The sequence below is a fragment of the Lysobacter sp. Root983 genome, from assembly GCF_001429345.1.
Taxonomy (GTDB): domain Bacteria; phylum Pseudomonadota; class Gammaproteobacteria; order Xanthomonadales; family Xanthomonadaceae; genus Lysobacter.
Map to the genome: position 1 here is coordinate 355,145 of NZ_LMJO01000016.1, position 23,246 is coordinate 378,390.

The window sequence follows — 23,246 nt, forward strand, 5'->3', positions numbered from 1 at the left end:
CGCCCACCGCCGGCCTCACCGCTTACCCATGGACGAACTCAAGCTTCGCGCCTTGGACCTGTTCGACGACTACGTCGACCTGCCGGCGGCGCAACGTGCGGAATGGTTGCAATCGCTCCAGCACGCCAATCCGCGCCTGCACGGGGCCCTGGCCCATCTGCTGCGCGCCGACGGCTGCCGCCATGCCCTGGACGACGAGCTGCCCAGCGGCTTGGTCGCCCATCTGGCGGTGCTGGCCTCGCCCGAACACGCGCACGCCGGGCCCGCCGATCCCCGCATCGGCGAGCGCCTGGGCGCATGGCGGATCGATCGCGCCCTAGCCGACGCCTGCGGCGGCGGCCGCTACCTCGCCTACCGCGACGACGGCCGCTACCGCCAGCAAGTGGTGTTGCACTGCCTGAATTCGACCCTGCGCGAGCCGCATGCGATCGGCGCCTTCTTGTCCGACCGTCGCCGCCTGGTCGCCCTGCGCCATCCGGGCATCGCCACCATCCTGGACGCCGGCCTCGACGGCGACGGGCATCCCTGGTTCGCCGCTCGCCCCGTCGACGGCCAGGCCATCGACGACTGGTGCGACGCCCGCCGTCTGCCCGTGGCGCAGCGAGTCGACCTGCTGATTCGCGCCTGCGACGCGCTCGCCTATGCCCATGCCCACGGCGTGCGCCACCGGCATGTGGCCGCCTGCAGCCTGCTGGTGGACGAAACCGGGCAACTCCAGCTGGTCGGCTTCGGCCTGCCCGCACCCGCCCGCAGCGCCTCGCTGTTCGACGCCGCACCCACGCCGCCCGACGCCGACCGTATCGCCATCGGCGCCGACGTGCGCGCCCTGGGCGCGGTCGCATTCCGCCTGCTGTGCGGCCGCGCGCCGCTGTCGGCGAAACCCGGCGCCGCGCCGAGCATGGCTTTGGCCCTGATCGACGCCCCGGCCAGCGTCGCCCAACGCCGCGGCCTGCACGACAACCGCGCGCTCGCGCGCACCCTCGGCGGCGACCTCACGTCCATCGTCGAACGAGCCATGGCCGCGCGCGGCGGCTATGCGGACATGCTCGCGTTCGCCGACGACCTGCGCCTGTGGCATGCGGGCCGCCCGATCGCCAGGGACAGCGGTTGGTTGCTGCGCCTGCGGCAGGCGCTGCATCTGTGAACGCTGGCGGATCGGCGAGGCCCTGAGGGCAACGACGCTAGGCCGGGTTGTAGGCGACCCAGCCTTTGAAGCTAAACGCGGCGTAGAACAGCTCGACCGTACCGAAGCCGGCCTGCTGCAACAACTCGACCTCCTGCTCGGGCGACAGCAGCGGCAGTCTGGCGCCGATGGCGGCGATCGCATGGTTGGCGTCCAACTCGGCGACGCCGGACGCGATCCCGAAGGCCGCATAGCGGCTCAGCCATCGCCGCTTCTGCTCCGGTTCCAGCGGAATGCTGTGGTGGGCGACGACCAGCGGCGCGCCCGGCCGCAAGCGCCGCCGGAGTTCGATCAAGGTGCGCAGGCGCTCCTCGGCATCGAGGAAGTGCAAGGTCAGCAGGCAGGCGGCGCCATCGAAGGGCCCCTCGGGCGCGCTGTCGATATAGCCCTCGATGAGTTCGGCGCGCGGCGCGAGCGGCCCCAAGGTGACCGCCGCGAGCTTCAACATCTCGGCCGACGGGTCCACGCCGACCAGGCGCCATCCCGGTTGCGCTTCGGCGAACACCTTCAACTCCAAACCGCCGCCGGCGCCCAGCACCAGCACGCGGCCGTCGTCGGGCACGCGCTCGGCCAGCAGCAGCCGGGTCATTTGCTGCAGGGCATGAAAACCCGGTACCTGGCGCACCGGGCCCTGCGCGTAGCGGGCGACCGCTTGCGGATCGGAGAACGAAGACAAGGCAGAACTCCCGCTCGAAGCCAGGGCGTTTCATGCTACGGCATGGGCCGCGCCGCCGATCGGGCACCGCTGGCACGGATCGTCGCGCCTCGCGCAACGCCGCGATGTCGCCGCAGACACGAGCCGCCACGTTCCCACGACCGATACCGCCACCACGGCCATGCGTGCCGACGACGGATCGCCCACGCCGGGTCAGGGCTTCATGCGCGTGGGCCTTGGGTGGCGCTCGCCGAAGACGCGAAAGCTGGGCGAGGCGACTTCACGCCAGACTCGCTCGCGCCGCAGTACCCTCGCTCGCCCGGATTGACCTCAGGAGGTTGCGCATGACCGCCAAGATCCAGCCCTGCCTTTGGTACGACAAAAACGCCGAAGAGGCCGCGCAGTTCTATGCCGCGACCTTTCCCGGTAGCCACATAGACGCGGTGGCGCGTGCGCCCGGCGATTATCCCGACGGCAAGCAGGGCGAGGTCCTGACCGTCGAGATGACGATCTTCGACATGCCGTTTCTGCTGTTGAACGGAGGTCCTCAATTCAAGTTCGATGAAGCGGTGAGTTTCCAGGTCGCCACCGACGACCAGGCCGAAACCGATCGCTACTGGAACGCGATCGTGGACAACGGCGGCAAAGAGAGCATGTGCGGCTGGTGCGAAGATCGTTTCGGCCTGTCCTGGCAGATCACGCCGCGGCGCCTGACCGATCTGATGGCCCAGGGCGGCGACACCGCGAAACGCGCGTTCGCAGCGATGATGAAAATGCGCAAGATCGACATCGCCGAGCTCGATCGCGCGGTCGCGGACGTCGGCACCTGAGGTTCGGATACGTTCGCGAGGCTACGCCCCGCGCCTGCGACGCATAGCGGTCGCAGGCTCGAAGGCGATCGCCGGGTGCTAAGCCCCGAACGATAACGCCGCCCGCGTCAGCTCTCGACGGGCGCGCCAAACCAGGTGGCGAGCGCCTCGCGCAGTCCTTCGTGCGTGCCCTCGCCCACCCAGGCCACATGGCCATCCGGCCGTATCAACACGGCCGTGGGCGGCGCGACGATGCCCAGTGCGGGCAGCTCCCACACCCCCGCGTAGCGCGCCTCGACCAAGCGCACTCGCCCCGTCCACACGGCGAGGTCCAAGGCGCCGGGTGCGCCCAGGTTGAGCAGCACCGGCCTGGCCTCGTGCAGCAAGGTATAGACACGCAGCGGGCCGTCGGCGCCGATCAGTTCGAGATCGGGCACGCGGCGCCCGAGCAGCGGATGGCCTTCGCCGAACTCGTATCGGATATCCAAGCCGCTCATCATCGCCGCGTAGCGCTTGCGCGGCTCGTCCATGCGCATCAGCTCGGACACCACCTCGGCCACCGCCTTGCTGCGGTCGTCGTTGCGATGCAATACGACCTGCGCCAGGGTGTTGCGCAACACGCGCGCGCCGACCGGGTGGCGTTCGGCGTGATAGCTGTCCAACAAACCCTCCGGCGAGGTGCCGTGGACGACCTGAGCCAGCTTCCAGCCCAGATTCACCGCGTCCTGCACGCCGGTGTTGAGGCCCTGTCCGCCGATCGGGCTGTGTATGTGCGCGGCGTCGCCGGCCAGCAGCACGCGTCCGACGCGGTAGCTCGCGGCTTGACGCGTCGTATCGGTGAATCGCGAGATGTAAGCGGGGCTATGTATCCCATAGTCGGTGCCGTACACGGCGATCAGGGCGGCACTGAGATCGCGCAGAGTAGGTTCGGTCGTGCTGACCTGCGCCTCGGTCACCATGATCCGGGTCGGCCCGCCTTCCCCGTAGATCACCTTGCCGTCGCGGATCTCGTAATCCAGCTTGCCGAACCCATGCGTGCCCAAGGCATCGCGATGGACGCCCAGTGCCGGCGGCTGGCTGAATTGCGCTTCCGCGATCAGGGCGCTGGTGCTCGGATCGGTGCCGGGGAATTCGATGCCGGCGGCCTTGCGCACCCGACTGCGTCCGCCGTCGCAGCCGACCAGGTACTGCGCGCGCAGGCTCCGGCCATCGGACAAGGCGACGTCGACGCCGGCGGCGTCCTGGGCGAAACCAGCGACCTCGCAGCCGCGATAGATCGTCACCGACAGCTCATCCACCCAATCGGCGAGGATGCGTTCGATGTGGTTCTGCCACAGCCCGAGGCCGTAGGGATGCCGGGTCGGGAAGTCGCCGAGGTCGAACGTGGTGCCGCCGAAGCCCGCGACCTGGGCCACCTGTCCCTGCGACAGGAATCGCTCGACGACGCCGCGCTGATCGAGGATCTCCAGCGTGCGCGCATGCAGACCGCCCGCACGCGCGCCCACCAGATCCCGATTGGCGCGCCGCTCGACGATGGCGACGTCCACGCCCGCCAGGGCCAATTCGGCCGCCAGCATCATTCCGGTCGGGCCGCTTCCGGCGATCGCCACCGCATGCCCACGCATTTCGTCTTGAACTAACCGCTCGCCCATGTCGTCGCTCCAACGGCCGGAGGGTCCGGCTTACGGTCGGCGATTTAGCGCCACGGCGCGGGGCTTGCCGCAAGCCCCCCATGCGCTAAGATATTGATAGGGACAGGGGCGTCTTCACCCCCTCTGCGCCGATCGGCCCGCTGCGCGGGCGCGCGTTCCGCCCAAGCCCCCTTACCCGCCTTCTTCCGCGTTCCAGCGCGGATAGCCGCCTGCCTGCGCCGGTCCGCTCTCTTCCCGAACACGACGACCCGCGCGGGCTCGGCCCGCCGGCGCATCGCGTCCGACACGCCAACATCGGCATCGTCCGGCGACCGCGCCGGATGAGCGGCGCCTACGGGGCGACCGCCGACACCGGCGCGGTCGTTTCCGAGCCGGAGCGGACGTAGGATTGCGCTGGGCGCAATGAACCCGTCTTCGCCGCCACGCCGGTACGACCGACGTGGCGCGATACCGCGGAGCGGTCGCTGCCGCCGCAGCACGAACACGGCTACACCCGGGGAACTGCAAGCTTCCGAACCGCCGCAAGCACCGCGTCGCCACCGCCGCTCGGCCTGGCGCAGGGCGCTGTGGCGCTGTGCGCGGGGAAACCAGAGCCCGGTCCTGTCACTTCCATCCCACTCTCGGAGTAGCGCATGGCAACGTATTTGATGGCGACGAACGGCAACGACGGTACGTTCTGGGCTTTGAACGCGGCCCATCAGGCGCTGCGGTATCTGGGCAATTCCTCGGTGCAGCCCGAAACCTCGCAGGCGCTGACCTATATCGCGGTCGGCAACGTCAACAGCATCTACGGCCTCAGCGCCGCCGGCGAGGTCTATCAGCTGGTCAATACGCCGTACCAGGCCGCGCCCTGGACGCCGATGTGGCATGTCAGCACCAGCGCGGACGGTTCGGCCTGGGGCGTCGACGGCAACGGCAATATCTTCGAGTGGTCCGGCGGGCAATGGCAGCAACGCCCCAACGGCGGCGCCTTGGCCCTGTTCGTCGCGGTCGGCGACGGCGGCAATGTCTGGACCATCGACAACACCAGCGGCTGGTGGGGCGGCCCCGGCGTTCCGTACAAGTGGAACGGCAGCACCTTCGCTCCGGTGACCGACGCACCCAACGCGCAGTGGATCTCGATCGCTCCGGACGGCACGGTCTGGCTGCAGTCGCACGACGATCGCACTCTGTATCTCGATGGCGGCGTATGGCGGGTCGCCGCCACCAACACACCGAATCTATTCGGCATCGCCGCGGGCAACGGCGGGCTGGTCTACGGCTGGGACTTCGGCCTGCTCTGGGTCCTGGGCGGCGGCTTCTGGCAGCCCATCGACACCCTGGGGTCCTGCGCTTCGGCCGGCGTGGCCGCGGACGGCACCCTGCTGGTCGACGGCGATCCGGTCGTCCGGCTGGCCGGCTTCGGCGCCTGGCAGTCGCTGGTGTTTCCGAATCGCACCTTGGACAAGATCGCCATCGACGCCCATAAGATGTATGCGCTCGACGTGCAGACCGGCATCTATCTGCAATGGGGCGGCAGCACCTGGCAGAAGATCGCGGGCAGCAATTTCGTTTCGATCTCGGCGGGCGTCGACGGCAGCTTGTGGGCTGTCGATCAGGCGCAAGCGATCTGGAGTTTCGACGGTGCCGCCTGGCAGTCCGTGCCTGGCCGGATGCAGAAGGTCGCGGTGGGTTCCTCGCAGTACATCGCCGGCCTCGACCCCAGCGGCAAGCTGTTCTTCTTCACCGGCGGCGGCTGGCAGGCGGTCTCCTCTCCGACCACCGGCGCGATGCTGGACGTGGCGATCGGCGCCGACGCTTCGCTGTTCGCGATCGACGGCAATCACCATCTGTGGTCGCGGATCGCGCCCGGCGATTGGAGCCAGGCCGGCACCATGCAGCTGCAGCAGATCGACGCCGCCGACCGCTATCACGTGTGCGGCGTCACCTGGGACGACGGCTCGGGCCAGAATGCGGTGTGGTCGGGCTCCGGCGTCGCGGTCGGCGCGGACCACCATCTGCACCATTACTTCAAATCGCCGCTGTGGCAGCAGCGCCAACAGAGCCAGCAAGGCCGGCCAGACCAGCAGGCGCAGACCTCGCTCTGACCGCGCTTCCAGACCGGCGCCGGGCTTCGACCCATCGCGGTCCGGCCACCGCGTACGATCGTCGCGTTCGTGCGCGGCGACAGCGGCCGCATCCGTCGTCCTTGGGAGTCTGCATGGGCAAGATCGATCTGAAGAAAGAACTCAAGTTCCTCTACCAGCCCTCGGCGAAGGCCGTGGTCGAAGTCGAGGTGCCGAGCTTGCGGTTCCTGATGATCGACGGCGCGGGCGACCCCAACACCTCGCCCGCTTACGCCGCCGCGGTGGAGGCTCTGTTCTCCGTGTCCTACACGGCCAAGTTCATGCTCAAGAAGGGCAAGCAGGCGATCGACTACGCGGTCATGCCCTTGGAAGGCTTGTGGTGGTCGGACGACCTGGCGTCCTTCGCCGCCGACGACCGTTCGCAATGGCAATGGACGATGATGATCCTGCAGCCGGATTTCGTGGCGGACGCGGTCATCGACGCGGCCATCGCGCAGGTGCGACGAAAGAAGGCGCTACCTGCGGTGAGCCAGCTGAGGCTGGCGTCCTTCGATGAGGGCCGGTGCGCGCAGACGCTGCACATCGGCCCCTTCAGCGAGGAAGGCCCGACCATACAGCGCGTCCACGACCATATCGCCGCGCGTTCGACGCTGACCGGCAAGCACCACGAGATCTATCTCAGCGACATCCGCCGCGGCGATCCGGCCAAGTGGAAAACCATCATCCGCCAGCCGATGAAGTGAGCGCGGCGGCGGTCTAGGCCTTGGGTATCTTGGCGAAGTTGGCCGTCTTGAGCATGCGTTGAGCGCGACGGCCGGTGCGGCCCTGCTTCAGGGCCCGGCGCTTCCTGGCCAAGGTGTCGCCTTCGTGTTCGTAGGTGAGGTTGTCGGCTTTCCGCGGATCGAAATAGCCGATATAGCCGCCGTGGGCCACGCCGAACGAAGGCAGGTCGACGCTCTTCTTGCCGCGGGTCACGGCCCCCATGAAGTTGTTGCGCGAGCCGGGCTCCGACGTGGGCGTGAAGTACAGGGGCAGGACGAAATCCGACACGCCGACGCCGTCGATGGCGTAGGACTGCGCCTGCACGGCATCGCACATTTCGAACCAGTGGAACACGTCGCGATCGCGCGCTTCCGGATGCGGCCCCTGCACCACCAGATTGACCTGTGGGTCGGCGATCATCTCCAGCGCCTCGTGCGAGAGGCTGACCGTCCAGTCCTCCTGCAAGCCCTTGCTCAAGTCCAGGTAAACCACGCCCGCCGGCACGCCGCGGAAGTCGGTCTCGTGCGCGCCGGCCAGATCCTTGTTGAACTTGTCCAGCACGTACAGCACGCCGTCGCCGCGCATATCCAGGGGCTCGAACTCGAAACGGCGCTTGCCCTTGCGGGCCGTGTGCCCTTCCAGGCGCAGCGTCGCGCCGAAGCCCCAGTAGGGCTCGAAGTCGCGCTCGATCTGGATATTGATGGCCCGGATCACCTCCTGCATGCGGAGGTCGCCGATGGCGCCGTGGCTGAGATTGAACACCGAGACGATCATGACCCGCCCTCCGTTGGCTCGACATCCGGGGCCAACGTCGGATGCCGCGCGAACAGGCCAGCGTTCGCCCAAGCGGGCGTCGCGCGAGTCGGGTCGCCGACAAGGCGGCCAGGGGCATTGGAGCAGCGCAGGTTAGTCGGATCCGCGCATCATCGCGTTCTTGTGAGACTTGTCACTATCGCGCCCGGCCGGGAACGGCCACCCTCCGACCGTACGAACGATCAAACGGCCGGCCGACACGCTTGTTAGGTTGCGCCTTTCGAAACGGGAGGACTCGCATGTCGGTCGTGGACAAAGCCTTGTGGGTCATCGAGCGCAACTCGGAATGCGAGCTCAGCCTGTCGACCGTGGCCGAAGCCTGCGGCGTATCGCGCTCGCACCTGGCCAGCGCATTCGGCAGCAGCACCGGCTGGCCGCTAATGAAGTACCTGCGCGCGCGGCGCCTGACCTGCGCGGCGCAAACCTTGGCGCAGGGCGCGCCCGATATTCTGGCGGTGGCGCTGGACGCGGGCTACGGTTCGCACGAAGCCTTTACCCGCGCATTCCGCGATCAGTTCGAGCTGCCGCCCGAGCGCGTGCGCGAGCGCGCGAGCACGCAGGGCCTGGCGCTGGTCGCGCCACTGGACCTGCGCAACCGGGCGCGGCCCGCGCTGGCGCCGCCCTGGTTGGCCGACGGTCCGGCCGTGCGCGCGGTCGGTCTGTCGCGCCGCCACAGCTTCGACAAGGTCATCGGCATTCCCATTCAATGGCAGGTCTTCATGGCCGGCGGCTACGGCCAGATTCCGCACCGGATCGAAGGCATACCGATCGGCATTCAGCAGCCCGCGGACGAACAGGGCGGATTCGACTACGTCTGCGCCGCCGAGGTCAGCGCGTTCGGCCGTGTGCCGGAGGATCTGCTGCGGATCGAGATCGCGCCTTGCCGCTACGCGGTGTTCGAACACCGCGGACATGTCTCGACGGTGCTGGATACCTATGCCGCGATCTGGAACGAGGCCTTGCCCGAGCACGGATGGACGCCGGCTCAGTCGCCTATCATCGAGCGGCATTCGCCTGAGTTCGATCCCGACACCGGCGAAGGCGGGCTCTCGCTGTGGATACCGCTGGCCGACTAAGGCCTCGCCTCATCGCTACGCCCCAGGAGCACACGCCATGCCCGATTCGTCCGATTCGAACCGCCGCACCGTCGCCGGCTACGAGCGATGCGCGCAAGACTACGCGGCCAGCGTGCCGAAGCAGCCGACCGGGCTGTATGCCACGGCCTTGCGGCAACTGGCCGAGCTGCTGCCCGCTGGCGGGCGCGTGCTGGACGTGGGCTCCGGCCCCGGCTGGGATGCCGATTTCCTGGAAACCCTGGGCCTGCGCGTGCACCGCACCGACGTGACGGCGGCCTTCCGCGAGGTTCAGGCCGAGCGCGGCCATCGCGTGGATGCGCTGGACGTGCTCGCTGACGAGATCGCCGACACCTACGACGGCATCCTGATGCTATGCGTGCTTCAGCACTTCGAGCGCGCCGACCTGGATGCCGTGTTGCGCAAACTCGCGAACGCCCTGACGTCGGAGGGCGCCGTGCTGCTTTCCTACCCGCTGGGCGAGACCGAGTACTGGGAGCAGGCGAACTCCGGCGACTATCGCGTGGTGCTGTGGACCGGCGAAGCGCTGGACCGGCGCCTGCGGGGCGCGGGCTTCGTCGTAGTGTGGGACGCGCACCAGGACGAGAGCTCCGGGCCCTGGCGTTCCGTGCTGGCGAGGAAGGCCGCATGAGCGCGCGCGCCTGGTGGCTGTTCCTCGCGCTCGGCCTGATCTGGGGCATCCCCTATCTGTTGATCCGGGTAGCGGTGGCCGATTTGCCGCCGGTGTGCGTGGCGTTTGCGCGTACTCTGATCGGCGCCTTGCTGTTGCTGCCGATCGCGGCGATGCGCGGGGAATTGCGGCCGCTGCTGCGCTACTGGAAGCCCTTGCTGGCTTTTACCCTGGTCGAGATCAGTATTCCCTGGTGGTTGTTGGGTTATGCGGAGACGCGCATCAACAGTTCCACCGCCGGCCTGCTGATCGCGCTGGTGCCGGTACTGACCGCCGGCCTGATGGTGCTGAGCGGTCGCGAAGTGCTGAACGGCCGACGCTCGCTGGGATTGGCCGTGGGCTTGGGCGGCGTGGTCGCACTGGTCGGCTTGGACATCGACGTCTCCAACGGCTGGGCCGTAGGCGCCGCGCTGACGACCGCCCTGGGTTACGCGCTGGGTCCGATCGTGATCAGCCGCTATCTGTCCGGGGTACCGCCGCTGGGCGTGATCGCCGCCTCGCTCGCGGTCGCGGCGGCGCTGTACATCCCGTTCGCGATTCCGGCCTGGCCGCCGCAGGTCACGATGAAAGCCGCTGGCTCCGTACTGGTGCTGGGCGTAGTCTGCACCGCGATCGCGTTCCTGCTGTTCTTCTCGCTGATCGCCGAAGCCGGCCCCACGCGCGCCACCGTGATCACCTACGTCAATCCGGTGGTGGCCTTGCTGCTAGGGGTCTGGCTGCTGCATGAGCCGCTCACGCCGGGCATGCTCGCGGGCTTCGCCCTGGTGCTGCTGGGCTCATTCCTGGCCACCTCGCGGGGAGCGTCGCAGCATGGCGCCGGTCCGGTTCCGATAGGCAGCGACGAAAGCAGGTGACCGACCTCGAGCGCGGGGCAGCGTCGCCGTAACGCGCTGCCCCGCTCGCGATCAGTGTTCCGGCACCCAGACGAAGCTCTCGCCCTGGGCCTTGACGTGGCCCAGGCCCGGGAACGGGAAGTGCACGGAGTAGACGCGCAGATCGCCGTCGGCCGCGCGCTGCAGCAGCGCGCGGCGGCTGGTCTGGGCCAGCGGCGCGTTGGTGTCGTATTGGATGGTCCACTCCGGACGCTGCACCGAGATCACGTGGTGATGCGCGGTATCGCCGATGTAGAGCAGGCGCTGATCGCCCGACGCGATCTCGTAGGCGCTGTGGCCGGGCGTATGTCCGTCCACGGCGACCGCGGTGACGACGCCGGGAATGAGGACCGCGCCCGGCTGGAAGGGGGCAACCTTCGGCGTCATCGCCGCGACCAAGGCGGCGGCGCCCTTGTCGGCCTTCAGGCTTTCCCATTCCGGTGCCGACAGATGGATGGCGGCGTTGGGGAACGCGAGCTTGCCGTCGGCGGTGAGCAGGCCGCCGGTGTGATCCTGATGCTGGTGCGAAAGAAAGATGTCGGTGACCTGCGAAGGCTCGACGCCGTCGGCGCGCAGCGAAGCTGGCAGGCGCCCGGCGCGTGCGAACGAGGCGTCGGCCGCGCCGGTGTCGAACAGCAACACGCGCGAGCCGCTGCGCACCAGCAAAGGCTGGATGCTCAGGTGCAGCACGTCGGTGGGCAGGCCGGCCGCGCTCAGCAGCGCGGCGACGTCCGCCGGCGGGTGGCCGAGGGCGAAGGTCTTGCCGTCGTTGGCGGCGTCGATGTCGCCGTCCTTCAAGGCCGCGGCATCGAGCGCGCCGATCTTGAAGCGATGCACATCCGGGTTCGCGGTTTCCGGCGTCGAGGCCGTGGCCGTGGCGGGCGTCTCGGCCGGAGTCGGCGTGGCGGTCGCGGCGGGCTCGGGCTTGGCGCAACCGACCAAGGTTGCGCCGGCCAAGGCGGCGGCGACGAAGAGAGAGAGCGCGGTGCGATTCATGGGCAGGTCTCGGGTGCGAAGTGGGGAGCGGCGACACTCGCCGGTGACCGGGCGTTGCGGCTCGGCGAGCTTAGCCCCGCCGTTATCGACCAACAAGCCGGCATCTACGCAACAGTGTCTTGCTCATTTCGCCTGTATCGCTTGCGCGCGTGCCTGCGCGCAAGCTCGATCGGGCCCTCGCACCCATCGACGGTTCACCAGGCGCAAGGCCCCGGCTTTCCGTTCGGGCAGGTCGTGGTGGCATCCGTTTTGGCCGTATTGCCGTAGCGCAGGCCTTGGACGTCGGCGCCGGTCAGGTCCGCGCCGCGCAGGTCGGTGCCGTACACCAGGGTGTTGTTGAGCTTGGCCTTGACCAGGTTGGCCCGGCGGTAGTCGGACATCTGGATATCCGCGCCACTGAGGTCCGCACCCTGCATCTGGGCCTCGACGAAGGTGCCCATCAGGCGGTCGGCGCGCAGGTCGGCGCCCTGCAGCTTGGCGCGCGTGTAATCGCCCACCACGTCCGCGCCTTGCAGCTTGGCGTCGACGAAACTGCCGTCCGGCGCATTGAAGCGGTACAAGGACGCGGAACGCAGGTCGGCGCCGTCCAGCACGATGCGCGCGCCGCCCTTGTGGTCCAACGTCGCCCCGCGCAGATCGCAGCCCTTGCATTGCGAGCTGCTGATCAAGATCTCGCGATTGCGCGCGACCAGCGCCGAGCCGAAGTCCAGGCAAGGGCCCTTATTGCCCGCCGGACAGGTGGTCGCGGCATCGGTGCGCGCGCAGATCCGGAAGGACTTGCCACGGCAGTTGGCGCCATTGAAATCAGCGCCGTTCAAATCCGCGCCGCTGAAGTCGATCGGTTTGCCGACGTTGTAGCTCTGCACCTGCAGATCCTTGAAGCTGGCCCCGCTCAACACCGCGCCGACGAAGTGGGTGTTCTCGATGCGGCTGGCGCTGAAGTCGGCGCGCTGGGCCACGGCTTTGCCGAAATCGACGCCGACCAGCTTGGATTCGCTGAAGTCGGCATCGCCCAGCTGCGCGCGATTGAAGCGGTTGCCGTTGAGCTCGCTGCCCTTGAAGCGCGCGCGGGTCAGGTCGATGCCGCTGAAGTCGGCGTCGAGCTGGGCGCGGCTGAAATCGATGCCGGCCAGCTTGGCCGTGCCCAGCTTCGCGGAACGCAGGTTGGCGCCGCTGGCGTCGGCGCCGGTGAGATCCGCTCCGCCGAAGTCCGCGCCCTGCAGATTCGCGCCGCGCAGGCGCGCACCGTCGAAGCGCGTCTTGCTCAAGTCGTAACCGCTCAAGTCGATCCCGTCGGGCAACTCGGCCTGGCTCAGATCGCAGCCCAGACAGGATTTGGGATGCAACAACCGATACAGCGCGTCCGCATCGGCGGCCCTGGCCGGTTGCACCGACATCGCCCCCATGACCGCTACCAGCATCCACCCGAATCCATTCATGGCACGCCCCCCTGTGGCAGAGGCTGGACAGTAGCCGAAAGTGTGGGCGGCTGCGCGCCGTCCGTCCGCACCGCGCGTCTCATCGGCCGGCCGCGTCCAGCGTTTGCGCCGGCCGCGCCCCGGTCTGGCGCATTCCCCGCGGCATTCGTTGGATCCCGATTGCTCCGCCGCGAAAGCGCGGCTCACAATGCCGGCGCGCCCACCACCAACCGATCGCGGAGTTTTCGCAATGGAAAGCACGGCCCGTTTCGCCGCTCGCAGCCTTCACCAGGCTCGCGCCTGGGCCCTGTTGCTGGTCTTGTCCTTATGCGCCTTGCCTGCATCCGCCACCGGCACCCTGTTCCGCTTTTCGGCCGGCACCACGCCCGCCGATTTCTTTTCCTTCGAGCTGGTCGGCCGCGAGGACCCGGGCTTTCCTCAAACCAGCTGGACCGGTAGCGGGCAGTACGAAGCCCATCCCAAGGCCTATGTTGTGCGCATGGATCGGGCCGGGAAGCGCTTGACCGTGCGCCATACCAACCCCGGCGATTCGCGCCAACCGCCGTCGTTCGTGCTCGAGGTCCAAGGCGATGCCGGCACGCTCACGCTGGGCAGGAAGACCCTCACCGGCCGCGCCGATTGGGATGTGCTCTAGCCGAACCGGTCGCATCGGAGCATGCAAGGCGCGACCATCGCCGTGGACCTATCTCTAATCGCACATGGAACCGGGCCCCTCGTGGACCTGAACTAACCGCAGGCATCGCTTACTCATGAACTTAGGTTTTCTGCTCGCGCTCGTGCTGTCGGCCGCCGCCATCGGCAGTGCCCACGCTGCCCCCGCGACGACCACGCCTTCCACGGACGCGAACACCCGAGCGGTCGACGCCCTGGTGCGACGGCGGATGCAGCAGCTGGGCATTCCCGGCCTGCAAGTCGCTGTGGTGCGCCAGGACCGCACCGTACTGCTGCGCAACTACGGAGTCGCAAGCGTGGAACTCGGTGTGCCGGTGACCGACGCCTCGGTGTTTTCGCTGAATTCCATCACCAAGGCGTTTTCGGGCATCGCCGCGGGCGCCGCCATCGCGCAGGGCCGCCTCGATCCCAAAGCACCGCTGTCGCGTTACCTCACCGACCTGCCCGAGTCCTGGCGAGCGGTCACGATCGAACAGCTGATGGCGCATATGTCCGGCCTGCCGGACCTGATGCGCGCGCCCAGCGTCGAGCAGGACCCCGCGGCCGCATGGGCGTGGACCCTGGCGCAACCGATCCGCTTCGCCCCTGGCGAACGCTACGACTACTGCCAGACCAACTACACGCTGCTGCAACGCATCCTCAACCAACTGATGGCGCGTCCGTCCGACGCGGCGCTGGCCACCGCCCAGTTCGCCGCGGCCGGCATGCGCCATACCGGCTATGGCGACGCCGACGTGGTGGTCCCCGGCAAGGGTCCGAACTATCGCTACCGCGACAGCGGGCCGGGCACCCCGCGTACCCTGCGCCCCATCTACGAGCGCTTCCCGCCCTATCGGCAGGCTTCCTCCGGCATCAACAGCAACGCCGAAGACATGGCGAACTGGGCGAAGGCGGTGTTGAACGCCAGCCTGATCGACGCGCGCACGCGCGAACGGCTGTGGACGCCGGTGCGGTATGCCGACGGCAAGCCGGGGCAATGGGGGCTGGGCTGGCAGGTGTTCGCGCGCGGCAGCCATCGCATGGTCGGCATGACCGGCGGCGGGCGCTCGGCGGTGTTTCTGTATCCGGACGACGCGCTCGCCGTGGTCGTGCTCACCAATCTGTCGGGCGCCTACCCGGAGGACTTCATCGACGGCATCGCCAAGATCTATGCGCCCGAGCTGCCGCTGACCGGCATACCCGCGCTGCGGATCGCGCTGGACGACAGCGATTACGAGCGGGTCGACACGGTGTTGCGCGACTTGCGCGCCCAACATCCGCAAGCCAGCTTCCCCGAGGCCGAGTTCAACGACTGGGGCTACCGTTTGCTCGCCTCCGGCCGTCCGAAGCAGGCCCTGGCCATCTTCGAACGCATCGTCGATCTGTATCCGAACAGCGGTAATGCCTACGACAGCCTGGCCGAAGCCCGCTCGGTCAACGGCGACCGCAAGGGCGCGATCGAGGCGTACCGGCGCGCGCTGGTACTGGATCCGAAGAACACGCATGCGGCAACGCAGCTGCGGCGACTGGAAAGCGCGCCCTAAGCTTCGTCCGACGATCGACGAGAGCGCACCGCATCTCCGTCGGGAGCACGAGCAGGTCTTAAGCCCGCGAAGAAAACAGCGCCTTCAACCTGCTGCTCCAGGAACGCCGATAAAACGGCGCGACCGAGCTCAGGAAATAGTCGCCGAGGCCGCCGTCGCCGCGCGATATCGCCACGAAGTCGACGGAGTGTCCCGGTGGAACGGTATCGGCGACGACGGTGGCGGCGTCCTGCATGACGCGGCCCAAGTCGCCCGCGCCTTGAAAGCCGACCACGAGACCGGGCTCCGGCATCCGGACAGGATCGTGCATCTGGCATAGATAGGCCGCGCGCACTTCGGGCCGCGTCGCCAGCAAGGCGCTCAAGGACGCCAGCATCCGGGTCGGCAATTGCGCCGGCTGACCCAGCAGCACCTGGCTGCTGTGCGGAATCGTATGCGCGCTCACGCGCTGGGACATGCCGGTGTCCAGCAAGGTCGCGATCTCGCCGGGCGTGAACTCCTTGCCGCAGTCGGAGCTGGGGTTCAGCACCACCGTGGCGCCACGGGTGAGCTCGAAAAAGTTGCGCGCCGCCATCGACACCGCCGCGACTTCGTCGTCGGACTCGCGCCGCAAGGCCTCCATGCTGGTGAAGAACGGCAGATAGGGCGCTCCGTCTTGCGTCTGCCATTGCATCAGCGCCAGCTTGAGCTTGTCGCCACCATCGTTCGGGTTTCGGGTATGGCCGATCGCGAAAATTTCCGAGTCCAGCAGCAGCCGATAGAACGCCGGTCGCGCCGCGGGCTCGGCGGCGGCGCGCGCCAATGCGATTTCCAGGGCGTTGCGCGCTGCGTCCATGCGAGTTCCGAAAACCAGAGGCCTGGCCGTTGCGGCCGGGCGATGGACGGATGCTCGGATGGCGCGGGCGCCCGCGTCAATCTCGGCGACACCGCGTTGCGGCAGACCGGTGCGCCCCACGGGGCCGGGCCCGGCGCGGCGCAGGCAGTCGCTCCGTGGCGCGTGGCGCCGCGCCACGGAGTCCGGCAGCCAGGCCTAGTTGACGGTGCAAGCCACGACGAAATGCACCGATGCGTTCGCGGGAAATACCGGTAGCGTCGCGCCGCCCGCGTTCAAGATATCGTTCGGCGTGGCCGGACAGGCAGCGCCGCCGTTCTGGGTGCAACCGCTGACCACGCAGCCGCTCAAACCGCCCACCGGCTGGTCGCGCACGATCGCGCCATGCGCGGCGTCCGGTCCGGCATTGGTAGCGATCACCGTGTACACCGTGGAGTTGCCGGTCATCACGGTATCGGCCCCTTGGTCGACCTCGCCGTTGGTACCCGGCGTATTGGTCTTGGTGATCGACAGGTTGGCCTGTCGGCGCGTGTTGGTGTAGCTGCAAGTGACCAGGGTGTTGGCGGGCAGATTGTTCGGCATCGTCACCGTGTTGCTGACCTGGCCGTTGCTGCCCGAGGGCGCGACGCCGTTGTCGCAGGTCAAAGTCGTGTTGTAGTTGCTCAGACTGCCGCTGCTGAAGGTTTCCGCGGGTAGCGTCGCCACCTCGCCGACGAACGCGGTCACCGTCGCACCGGTGGTGTTGGTGGGCGCGGTCGAAGTGAAGGCCGCGGTATTGGTGGTCAGCCCTGTCGTCGCCGCGATCGACGCCACGTTGCCGGCGATGCTGTTCGCGCCCCAGACCTTGGCTAGGCGGAACTGCACGGCCTTGCGGGTGTTGGTCAAAGTGCAGGTGATGTCGTCGGCCGCCGTGGTCGTCAGGGTGAAGCTGGTGCCCGCGCCGCTGGGCAGTACGGTGGTGGAGTTCGCCGTGGCGTTCACGCACGCGATCGAACTGGTGTAGCCGGTCAAAGGTGTGGTGCTACCCGCCGCCATGGCTTCGGACAAGGTGTAGGTGGCGCCTACATCGGCTTGGGCGAAATCGGCGGTGCCGGTCGCGGTGGCGCCGGTGCCGGTGGTGTTGGTGGTGACGGTGGTCGCGGTTCCACCCACCGGCCCGGCGATGCTCAAGGCGAACTGATCCGCCGCGGCCGCGCGCCCGCCGGCACCCAGCGCCTTCTGCAGGCGAATGCGTGGGGGCACGTCCAGGGAAACCCCGACGGTGAATCCGTCGCCCGGATGTTGGGCAGGCGTGGCCCAAACTGTTTCCAGCCCATCGCCGCGCAGGTAGATGCGGAAGCTGATCGACGACAGATTGTTGCCCACCACGCGTACCGAGCCGCAGGCGGCCTCATCGGCGACGTTGCAGGCGGCGGCAGGCGTGACGGCCGCGTTTCTGACCGAGGGCAAGCCGGTAGCCGGGTTGATGCCGGTGGCGAACGCGGCATTGCCGGACAGGCGGGTCAGCGACAGCCCTGGCGTGAGCAGATCGAAGGTCGGCGCTATGCCCATGGTGCCGAACATTCCGCCCGTGCCGGCGAAATGGAGAACCGGATTGTTGACCGGACGGCTGAAGGTCAAGGTGAGATCGGCCATCCGATAGCTGGCGTTGGTCGGCGCGCCAGCATTGAACAGGCCGCGCGTGGAGATGAACATCTCGATGGCGCCGTTCTGCGCGATCTCGATGCCGGTACCCGCGGTCGAGGTGCCGGTGGAGGTGAAAGAGCCATTGGCCGGCGCACCGATGGTGTTCATGTTCATGTACAGATTCAGCGGCCCGGCCAGCGTGCCGGCGTTATTCAAGTTGCTGCCGAAAGCGACAGCCGCGCCGGCGGCGGATTCGGTCGTCGTGTTCAAGGTGTACTGCTGGTTGGACAGGCTATAGGTCACCGTGACCGCCGGCAGCGGCGCTTGCGCGGCGAAGGTATTGCCGCCGGGGTTGTCGTTGTTCCTGCGAAAGGTCACGACTTGGCTGGCGGTGGTTGGGCCGGTGCCCGCGGGTCCGCCGTTGGTGGTTTGCATCTCCAGGGTCGGACGGTTCTGGGCGAACGCCGCCGCCGTGGGCAACATGAACGCCAGCGCGGCCAGGGCCGGGAACAGAATCCGCGTACGGCGCCCCACTGCAGCCAGCGCCGGACAGAACTTCTCGCCGTACACGCACTTATTCTGTGCGCTAGGCACTTCACTTATGTGCCATATCCGTTTGTCATTCGCGCATGCAAGCGAATCTCTATCCATCGTCGCGCTCCCTTGCCACGTCCGGCATCCCATTTCGGCCCCCGCAACCTACACCGAAGGCGCTCCTTTGCGCGCATTGATCGCACCATCGGTTACTGAAAATAAAGAGAGTGAAAGTACCTATAGGCGTTTAATGCGCATCACAAATACACACATAATCCACGCGATTGTCGCGGTCACACGATCCGCCGCCACGCGCTGCATACGCGCGACTGATCCGAAAGCACGCTCGAAGACTCGCCACGCACACGACGCTCGCGCTGCCATCGTGACAGTCACGTGCATCCAGCTCGAGGGTTCGACAGCCTGTCGCGTTTGGCGTATCAATTGACGCCTACTCATCACGACCATCCCTGCCGCGACGGAACCATCCGGCCATGGACCCGGCCTATCCAACCAAGGCGGCGATGCACTCTCCATGAGCGAACTCATCACGCGCGCACTGGGCCTGTTCGACCAGTGGATCGACCTGCCCTGGGCCGAACGCCAAAGCGCTTTGGCCGAGCTGGCGCACCGCGATCCCGCCTTGCATCGGGCGCTGCGCGCCTTGTTTCAAGCCGACGACGACAGCGCCTCCGGAATACTGTCGCGCTCGCCCGCGGACGTGATCGCCGACAAGCAAGCATCGCGGCCGCTGGATGCCGACGAAGCGCAGGCAGCGGATGCGCGCATCGGCACGCGCCTGGGCGCATGGCGCATCGACCGCGCGATCGCGCACGGCGGCATGGGCAGCGTCTACGAGGCGCACCGCGACGATGGCCACTACCAACAGCGCGTCGCGCTCAAATGCGTGCGCGCCGAGTTGGCCACGCCGGAGCTGATCGCGGCCTTCCGCAACGAGCGTAATCATCTCGCGCGTCTCGACCATCCCGGCATCGCCGCCCTGGTCGATGGCGGTGTGGACGAGAACGGCCAACCCTGGTTCGCGATGCGCTACGTCGACGGGCTTGCCATCGACCGCTGGTGCGATCGGCGCCGCGCACCGGTGCGCGAGCGCGTCGATCTGTTGATGCAGGCCGCGCGGGCCTTGGGATACGCGCATGCGCAAGGCCTGCTGCATCGCGACATCAAGCCGTCCAATCTGCTGGTGACCGAAGACGGCCGAGTGCAGCTGGTGGACTTCGGCTTGTCCTCCACCTTCGAGGTCTTGACCGGCGCGCACAGCGAGCGCATAGGGCTGACCATGGACTACGCCGCGCCGGAGATACGGCGCGCAGGCGCGCACAGCCTCGGCGCGGGCGGCACGGCCGCGGACCTGTATGCCCTGGGCGTGCTGAGCTATCGCCTGCTGTGCGGGCAATGGCCGACCGCGTTGCATACCCTCAGCGCGCTGATACCCGATGCCGCGCAAGGCACCGCCGCGCCGATGGATCGCCTGCTCGCCCAGGCCCCGAGTTCGGTAGCGACCGAGCGCGGCGTTGCCGGCATTACGGCGTTGACGCGCGAGCTTGCCGGCGATCTATCGGCGATCGCGCTCAAAGCGGTGGCCGAGCGGCCACAGGATCGCTATGCCAGCGCTCAGGCATTCGCCGAAGACCTGCGACGCTGGCGCACCGGCCACCCGGTCAATGCCAATCCGGTCGGCTGGTGGCCACGCACGAAAAAACTGCTGCGTCGCAACCGCGCCGCCGCCAGTCTGGCATTCGCGCTGCCGCTGGTGCTGGGCGCGGCCTTCGGCATCTCGCACTGGCAGAGTCAGCGCGCCTTGCACGAAGCCCAGGCCACTCGCGCGGTCAGCGAACTGTTTGCCTCGACCCTGGGCTCGGCCACCTTATCCGGCCTGGGCACCACGCCCTTCTCTTCGCGCAACCTGTTGGCCAAGACCGAAATGGAGCTGCGCAAGCTCGACCTGAGCCGGCACCACGTCCTGCGGGCGCACAGCCTGGCCACGCTGGCGCGCAGCTACGCGGTGATCGGCGACTATCGGCACGCCGAACGGCTGGCGGACGAGGCGCAACTCAGTCTCGGCGACGACATCGACGAAGAGGACTACGTCGCCGCCACGCGCTTGTCCCTGCTCAACATACAATCGCGCTACGCCGAGGCCGCGCAGGTGGCGCGCGCGCATCTCGCGGTGCTGGCCGAGCGTCACGATACGCAGGCGCATCAGTCCAAGGTCGCCTTCGGCGTCGAACTGGCGCAGGCGCAGTGGGGTCTGGGCGATCCGACGGCGGCCCTGAGGACGCTGGATACGGCATTGCGTCAGGCGCAAGCGCTGGGCGGCGGGCACGAGGAATTGCTCGCCCAACTGCTGATCCAGCGCAGCAAGTTCCGCGGCCGCCTGTTCCGGCTCAAAGAGGCGCAGGCCGACGCGGAGCGCGCCATCGCCTTGGTCGACCTGCGCAACCCGGTGCTGGCGGACGACGGGCGCGATCACTGGTTGACCATGTCCGCCCGCTATCGGCGCTCGTCGGACCTGGCCATGGCCGAGCGCTTGTTGCGCGACCGCCGCGAGACCCTGGGCGACCGCCACCCCAAGACCGCGCGCGCCTGGATCCTGCTCGGCTACGGGCAGTACGTGAACGGCCGTAAAGTCGATGCGCTGAAATACATCGAGGCCGGGCGCGCCCTGATCGAAGCCGCCTACGGCCGCGACCATCCCGAGTACGCGCTATCGCTGTTGATGGGGTCCACCGTGGCCGCGCGCGAATCGCGCGACAACGTCCCGGTGCTGCGCGAGGCCTTGCGCATTTGCGAGACCCGTCTGGGCCCGGCCCATGAAACCACGTTGTTCGCGCGTCGCACCCTGGCCGCCCGCCTGCACGATCTGGCGCCGGCGATCCTGCAGCCCGGCGACCACAAGGAGGCCGAGGCGCTGTTCGAATACAACCTGCGCATCAAGCGCGCGGCCCGCATTCCGGGGCCGTGGGAGAAGCTGCTGCTGGCCCATTCGCTGCTGCTGCACGGCGGCGCGACGGACCTGCCCAGGGTCGAAGCCCTGCTGCGCGAGAGCCGCGCGGATGGAGAGCGCTATTTCGAGCCCAAGAGCAGCTACCGGGGCATGGTCGATATCTTCTGGATCACCCTGCGCTACCAGCAAGGCCATCGTGTTGAAGCCGACCGCGACTTCGCGCGTACCCTGGACGCGTACCGCGACGACACTGGCTACCTCGCGCAGTTGTACCTGCACGACTCCTGGGTGTATCGCGCCCTTCACGCCTACGAGCACTGCGACAACGCGCAGGCGCAGCGCTATCTGGAGCAGGCCTTGGCCTCGGAGCGGGCCAGGCTCGGGCCCACGCATTTCGCCACCCGCGACACCGTCGGCTTCCTCAGCGCGTTGCGCCAGCGCGGCCGCATGCTCAACACCACGGGCGCGCAGGTTCCGATCAAGGCCGCGCTGAGCGCGGCGGAACCGCTGCATCTCCAGGCGTGCCGCGGCAAGGCGCGTTAGCGCGACGGGGCGGGCTCGGGTCGGACCGGCTCAGGCCCATTGCGAGCGCAGGTAAACCAGCACCAGAAAGCCCGCGGCCACCACCGCGCCCACGATGGTGATCCAGCGCGCGAACGTCTCGTCGGAGGGGGCGCGTTCCGCGTGCTCGATGGCGCGTTCGAACTCGGCGGCGTCGACACGCACGGCGGGTTCATGGTTCGGATCGCGCAGGAGCCTACGCGCATCTTCGGCCTGTTCGGGCAAACACACGAACAGCGCCCACTGGCTGCCCATCCTGCGCGATTCGACCTCGGAGGCGAAGCTGGGAATACCCTTCTCACGCAGGCGGCCGCGCGCCTGCGACAGGGCGTCGCTGTCGTGAAATCGACAGAGGAACTCCATGCCTCGGCTGCCGCTACAGGGCGGTCATGACCGCCAGGCCGATCGCCACCGCCATCGTGGCGGCGAACCACACGATGGCGGGAACCGGCGGGCCTATGAGCACACGCTTGAAACGGTCTTTGTCGAAAGCGGAAAGCGGACTGACGGCATTCTCCCGTCGCAGGCGGGCCCAGCCGAAGGCGAAGAAAATGGAGAGCGAGATCGCTACCAGCCATACGATCATGAGACTGGAATCCAGCCCATTCCCCGTTAGCGCCAGCAACAACGGCACGCCGTTGAGCACGCCGATCGCCAGTGCGAAACGTCCCCAGGACAAGTTCACGGTATCCGGCATCGCGCCTCTCGCTGCCCCCAGGAATCGATGCGATCCAGATTGGACTCGGATCGACGGCACCGTCAAGGCGTGGCCAGGAACCTGCTACTTCCGAGCTGCCGCGCTCGCGTACAGCTCGGCCGGTATTCCAGCCAGCGCAGGTCCGGTAAGGTCCGCGCCCTCCAGGGTGCCGTTCTCGCGCAAGGCCTGGCTGGCCGCGGCCACCACCGAGCTGCGCAGCGCCACCGCGCCGAAGCCGCGACGGGGACCGGCGTGATACATCTCCACCGCCAGCACCAAGGCGCTCTTGAAGACGGGCTCGATTTCGAACTCGAACCGATGCCAGCGACCGCGCCGATCGCGCGCGCTGAAGGTGGTCGGCAGTTCGACGCCGTCCATGTGCGAGACCAGGACCAGCCCGAACACCTCGGGCAGCCAGTCGATCACACGCCGGGCGAGCATGGGCTCTTCCACCAGCGCCGCGACCCGCCGCTCGATCTCATCCTCGCTGACGCCCTCCTGGCCGACGATATCGATGGCTTGCTTTAGTACCGATTCGGTGGGAGCTGAGAGTTGCGGCATGCCAGGGTAGTCGTTGAGTGCAAGCCCGCTCGCCGGGCAAGCGGACCTTTGCGCGAGGGGTCCGGCCGCTATTGTACGGCCGGCCAGGTGCCGGCCACTTGCCGCAAAACGCCGGAATTCGCAGCCATCCATCGCGATCGAAGCCCGAGACGCGATGTCCACCCATGGTCGGCGACCTCGTGACGCGGGGTCAACGCCCGATCGCGGCTTTGCGGCGGCCAGTCGCCGAACCGGTGCCGTCTTGCAACACCTGGACGACCG

At 68.0% G+C, this 23,246-nt stretch carries 20 protein-coding genes; 10 read left to right on the plus strand and 10 right to left on the minus strand.

All coding sequences use genetic code 11. The features are described 5' to 3' along the window. The first annotated feature begins 28 nt into the window (after positions 1–28). Positions 29–1,144 (plus strand): protein kinase, encoded by a 1,116-nt coding sequence (locus ASE43_RS13755; RefSeq protein ID WP_057160876.1) that lies wholly within the window; start codon positions 29–31, stop codon positions 1,142–1,144. A 37-nt stretch (positions 1,145–1,181) separates the two neighbouring features. Here the strand turns inward: ASE43_RS13755 and ASE43_RS13760 are convergent, their stop codons facing one another. Further along, entirely contained in the window at positions 1,182–1,859 is a 678-nt protein-coding gene (locus ASE43_RS13760; protein WP_056180135.1) for a class I SAM-dependent methyltransferase, read from the minus strand. Positions 1,860–2,182: 323 nt separating this feature from the next. Between ASE43_RS13760 and ASE43_RS13765 the strand changes: the two genes are divergently transcribed. Continuing rightward, on the plus strand, positions 2,183–2,668 hold the full coding sequence (locus tag ASE43_RS13765; protein ID WP_056180138.1) for a VOC family protein: 486 nt from the start codon (positions 2,183–2,185) through the stop codon (positions 2,666–2,668). 107 nt (positions 2,669–2,775) lie between these two features. Here ASE43_RS13765 and ASE43_RS13770 read toward each other — a convergent pair whose 3' ends face one another. Next, the gene (locus ASE43_RS13770) at positions 2,776–4,299 is read right to left on the minus strand and encodes an FAD-dependent monooxygenase (protein ID WP_200956263.1); all 1,524 of its coding nucleotides are present in this window, start codon (positions 4,297–4,299) and stop codon (positions 2,776–2,778) included. A gap of 632 nt (positions 4,300–4,931) precedes the next feature. Here ASE43_RS13770 and ASE43_RS13775 point away from each other — a divergent pair. Next, complete coding sequence (locus tag ASE43_RS13775) at positions 4,932–6,386, plus strand: tectonin domain-containing protein (RefSeq protein ID WP_157499929.1); 1,455 nt, start codon at positions 4,932–4,934, stop codon at positions 6,384–6,386. A 113-nt stretch (positions 6,387–6,499) separates the two neighbouring features. Continuing rightward, entirely contained in the window at positions 6,500–7,108 is a 609-nt protein-coding gene (locus ASE43_RS13780) for a GyrI-like domain-containing protein (RefSeq protein WP_057160879.1), read from the plus strand. Between the two features lie 13 nt (positions 7,109–7,121). On the opposite strand, the gene ASE43_RS13785 is transcribed toward ASE43_RS13780, so the two are convergent. Further along, entirely contained in the window at positions 7,122–7,901 is a 780-nt protein-coding gene (locus ASE43_RS13785) for a hypothetical protein (protein WP_056180149.1), read from the minus strand. Between the two features lie 278 nt (positions 7,902–8,179). Here ASE43_RS13785 and ASE43_RS13790 point away from each other — a divergent pair, with 278 nt between their 5' ends. The 3 genes from ASE43_RS13790 to ASE43_RS13800 are packed head-to-tail and all read left to right on the plus strand — an operon-like array spanning position 8,180 to position 10,558. Then, positions 8,180–9,016, plus strand: a complete 837-nt coding sequence (locus ASE43_RS13790; RefSeq protein ID WP_057160880.1) for an AraC family transcriptional regulator — start codon at positions 8,180–8,182, stop codon at positions 9,014–9,016. Positions 9,017–9,053: 37 nt separating this feature from the next. Further along, positions 9,054–9,665: a class I SAM-dependent methyltransferase gene (locus ASE43_RS13795; RefSeq protein ID WP_057160881.1), complete on the plus strand. Its 612-nt coding sequence runs from the start codon at positions 9,054–9,056 to the stop codon at positions 9,663–9,665. After that, on the plus strand, positions 9,662–10,558 hold the full coding sequence (locus tag ASE43_RS13800) for a DMT family transporter (RefSeq protein ID WP_057160882.1): 897 nt from the start codon (positions 9,662–9,664) through the stop codon (positions 10,556–10,558). Before ASE43_RS13795 ends, ASE43_RS13800 begins: the two co-directional genes overlap by 4 nt. Before the next feature lie 51 nt (positions 10,559–10,609). Here ASE43_RS13800 and ASE43_RS13805 read toward each other — a convergent pair whose 3' ends face one another. Further along, positions 10,610–11,572, minus strand: coding sequence for an MBL fold metallo-hydrolase (locus ASE43_RS13805; RefSeq protein WP_056180163.1), 963 nt, complete (start codon positions 11,570–11,572; stop codon positions 10,610–10,612). A 194-nt stretch (positions 11,573–11,766) separates the two neighbouring features. Further along, the gene (locus ASE43_RS13810; protein WP_057160883.1) at positions 11,767–12,993 is read right to left on the minus strand and encodes a pentapeptide repeat-containing protein; all 1,227 of its coding nucleotides are present in this window, start codon (positions 12,991–12,993) and stop codon (positions 11,767–11,769) included. Positions 12,994–13,240: 247 nt separating this feature from the next. Between ASE43_RS13810 and ASE43_RS13815 the strand changes: the two genes are divergently transcribed. Then, complete coding sequence (locus ASE43_RS13815) at positions 13,241–13,645, plus strand: hypothetical protein (RefSeq protein ID WP_057160884.1); 405 nt, start codon at positions 13,241–13,243, stop codon at positions 13,643–13,645. Between the two features lie 115 nt (positions 13,646–13,760). Then, positions 13,761–15,206: a serine hydrolase domain-containing protein gene (locus ASE43_RS13820; protein ID WP_057160885.1), complete on the plus strand. Its 1,446-nt coding sequence runs from the start codon at positions 13,761–13,763 to the stop codon at positions 15,204–15,206. Between the two features lie 58 nt (positions 15,207–15,264). Here ASE43_RS13820 and ASE43_RS13825 read toward each other — a convergent pair whose 3' ends face one another. Both ASE43_RS13825 and ASE43_RS13830 read right to left on the minus strand, forming a co-directional pair. Then, on the minus strand, positions 15,265–16,161 hold the full coding sequence (locus ASE43_RS13825; RefSeq protein ID WP_157499931.1) for an enhanced serine sensitivity protein SseB C-terminal domain-containing protein: 897 nt from the start codon (positions 16,159–16,161) through the stop codon (positions 15,265–15,267). 75 nt (positions 16,162–16,236) lie between these two features. Continuing rightward, positions 16,237–18,234, minus strand: a complete 1,998-nt coding sequence (locus ASE43_RS13830) for a hypothetical protein (protein WP_057160887.1) — start codon at positions 18,232–18,234, stop codon at positions 16,237–16,239. 499 nt (positions 18,235–18,733) lie between these two features. Here ASE43_RS13830 and ASE43_RS13835 point away from each other — a divergent pair, with 499 nt between their 5' ends. Next, complete coding sequence (locus ASE43_RS13835; RefSeq protein ID WP_057160888.1) at positions 18,734–21,709, plus strand: serine/threonine-protein kinase; 2,976 nt, start codon at positions 18,734–18,736, stop codon at positions 21,707–21,709. A 30-nt stretch (positions 21,710–21,739) separates the two neighbouring features. Here the strand turns inward: ASE43_RS13835 and ASE43_RS13840 are convergent, their stop codons facing one another. The 3 genes from ASE43_RS13840 to ASE43_RS13850 form a co-directional block, all read right to left on the minus strand. Beyond that, on the minus strand, positions 21,740–22,090 hold the full coding sequence (locus ASE43_RS13840; protein WP_056180184.1) for a hypothetical protein: 351 nt from the start codon (positions 22,088–22,090) through the stop codon (positions 21,740–21,742). A 13-nt stretch (positions 22,091–22,103) separates the two neighbouring features. Next, positions 22,104–22,424, minus strand: a complete 321-nt coding sequence (locus tag ASE43_RS13845) for a hypothetical protein (RefSeq protein WP_057160889.1) — start codon at positions 22,422–22,424, stop codon at positions 22,104–22,106. Between the two features lie 84 nt (positions 22,425–22,508). Beyond that, positions 22,509–22,985 (minus strand): hypothetical protein, encoded by a 477-nt coding sequence (locus ASE43_RS13850; protein WP_056180192.1) that lies wholly within the window; start codon positions 22,983–22,985, stop codon positions 22,509–22,511. Between the last annotated feature and the right edge of the window lie 261 nt (positions 22,986–23,246).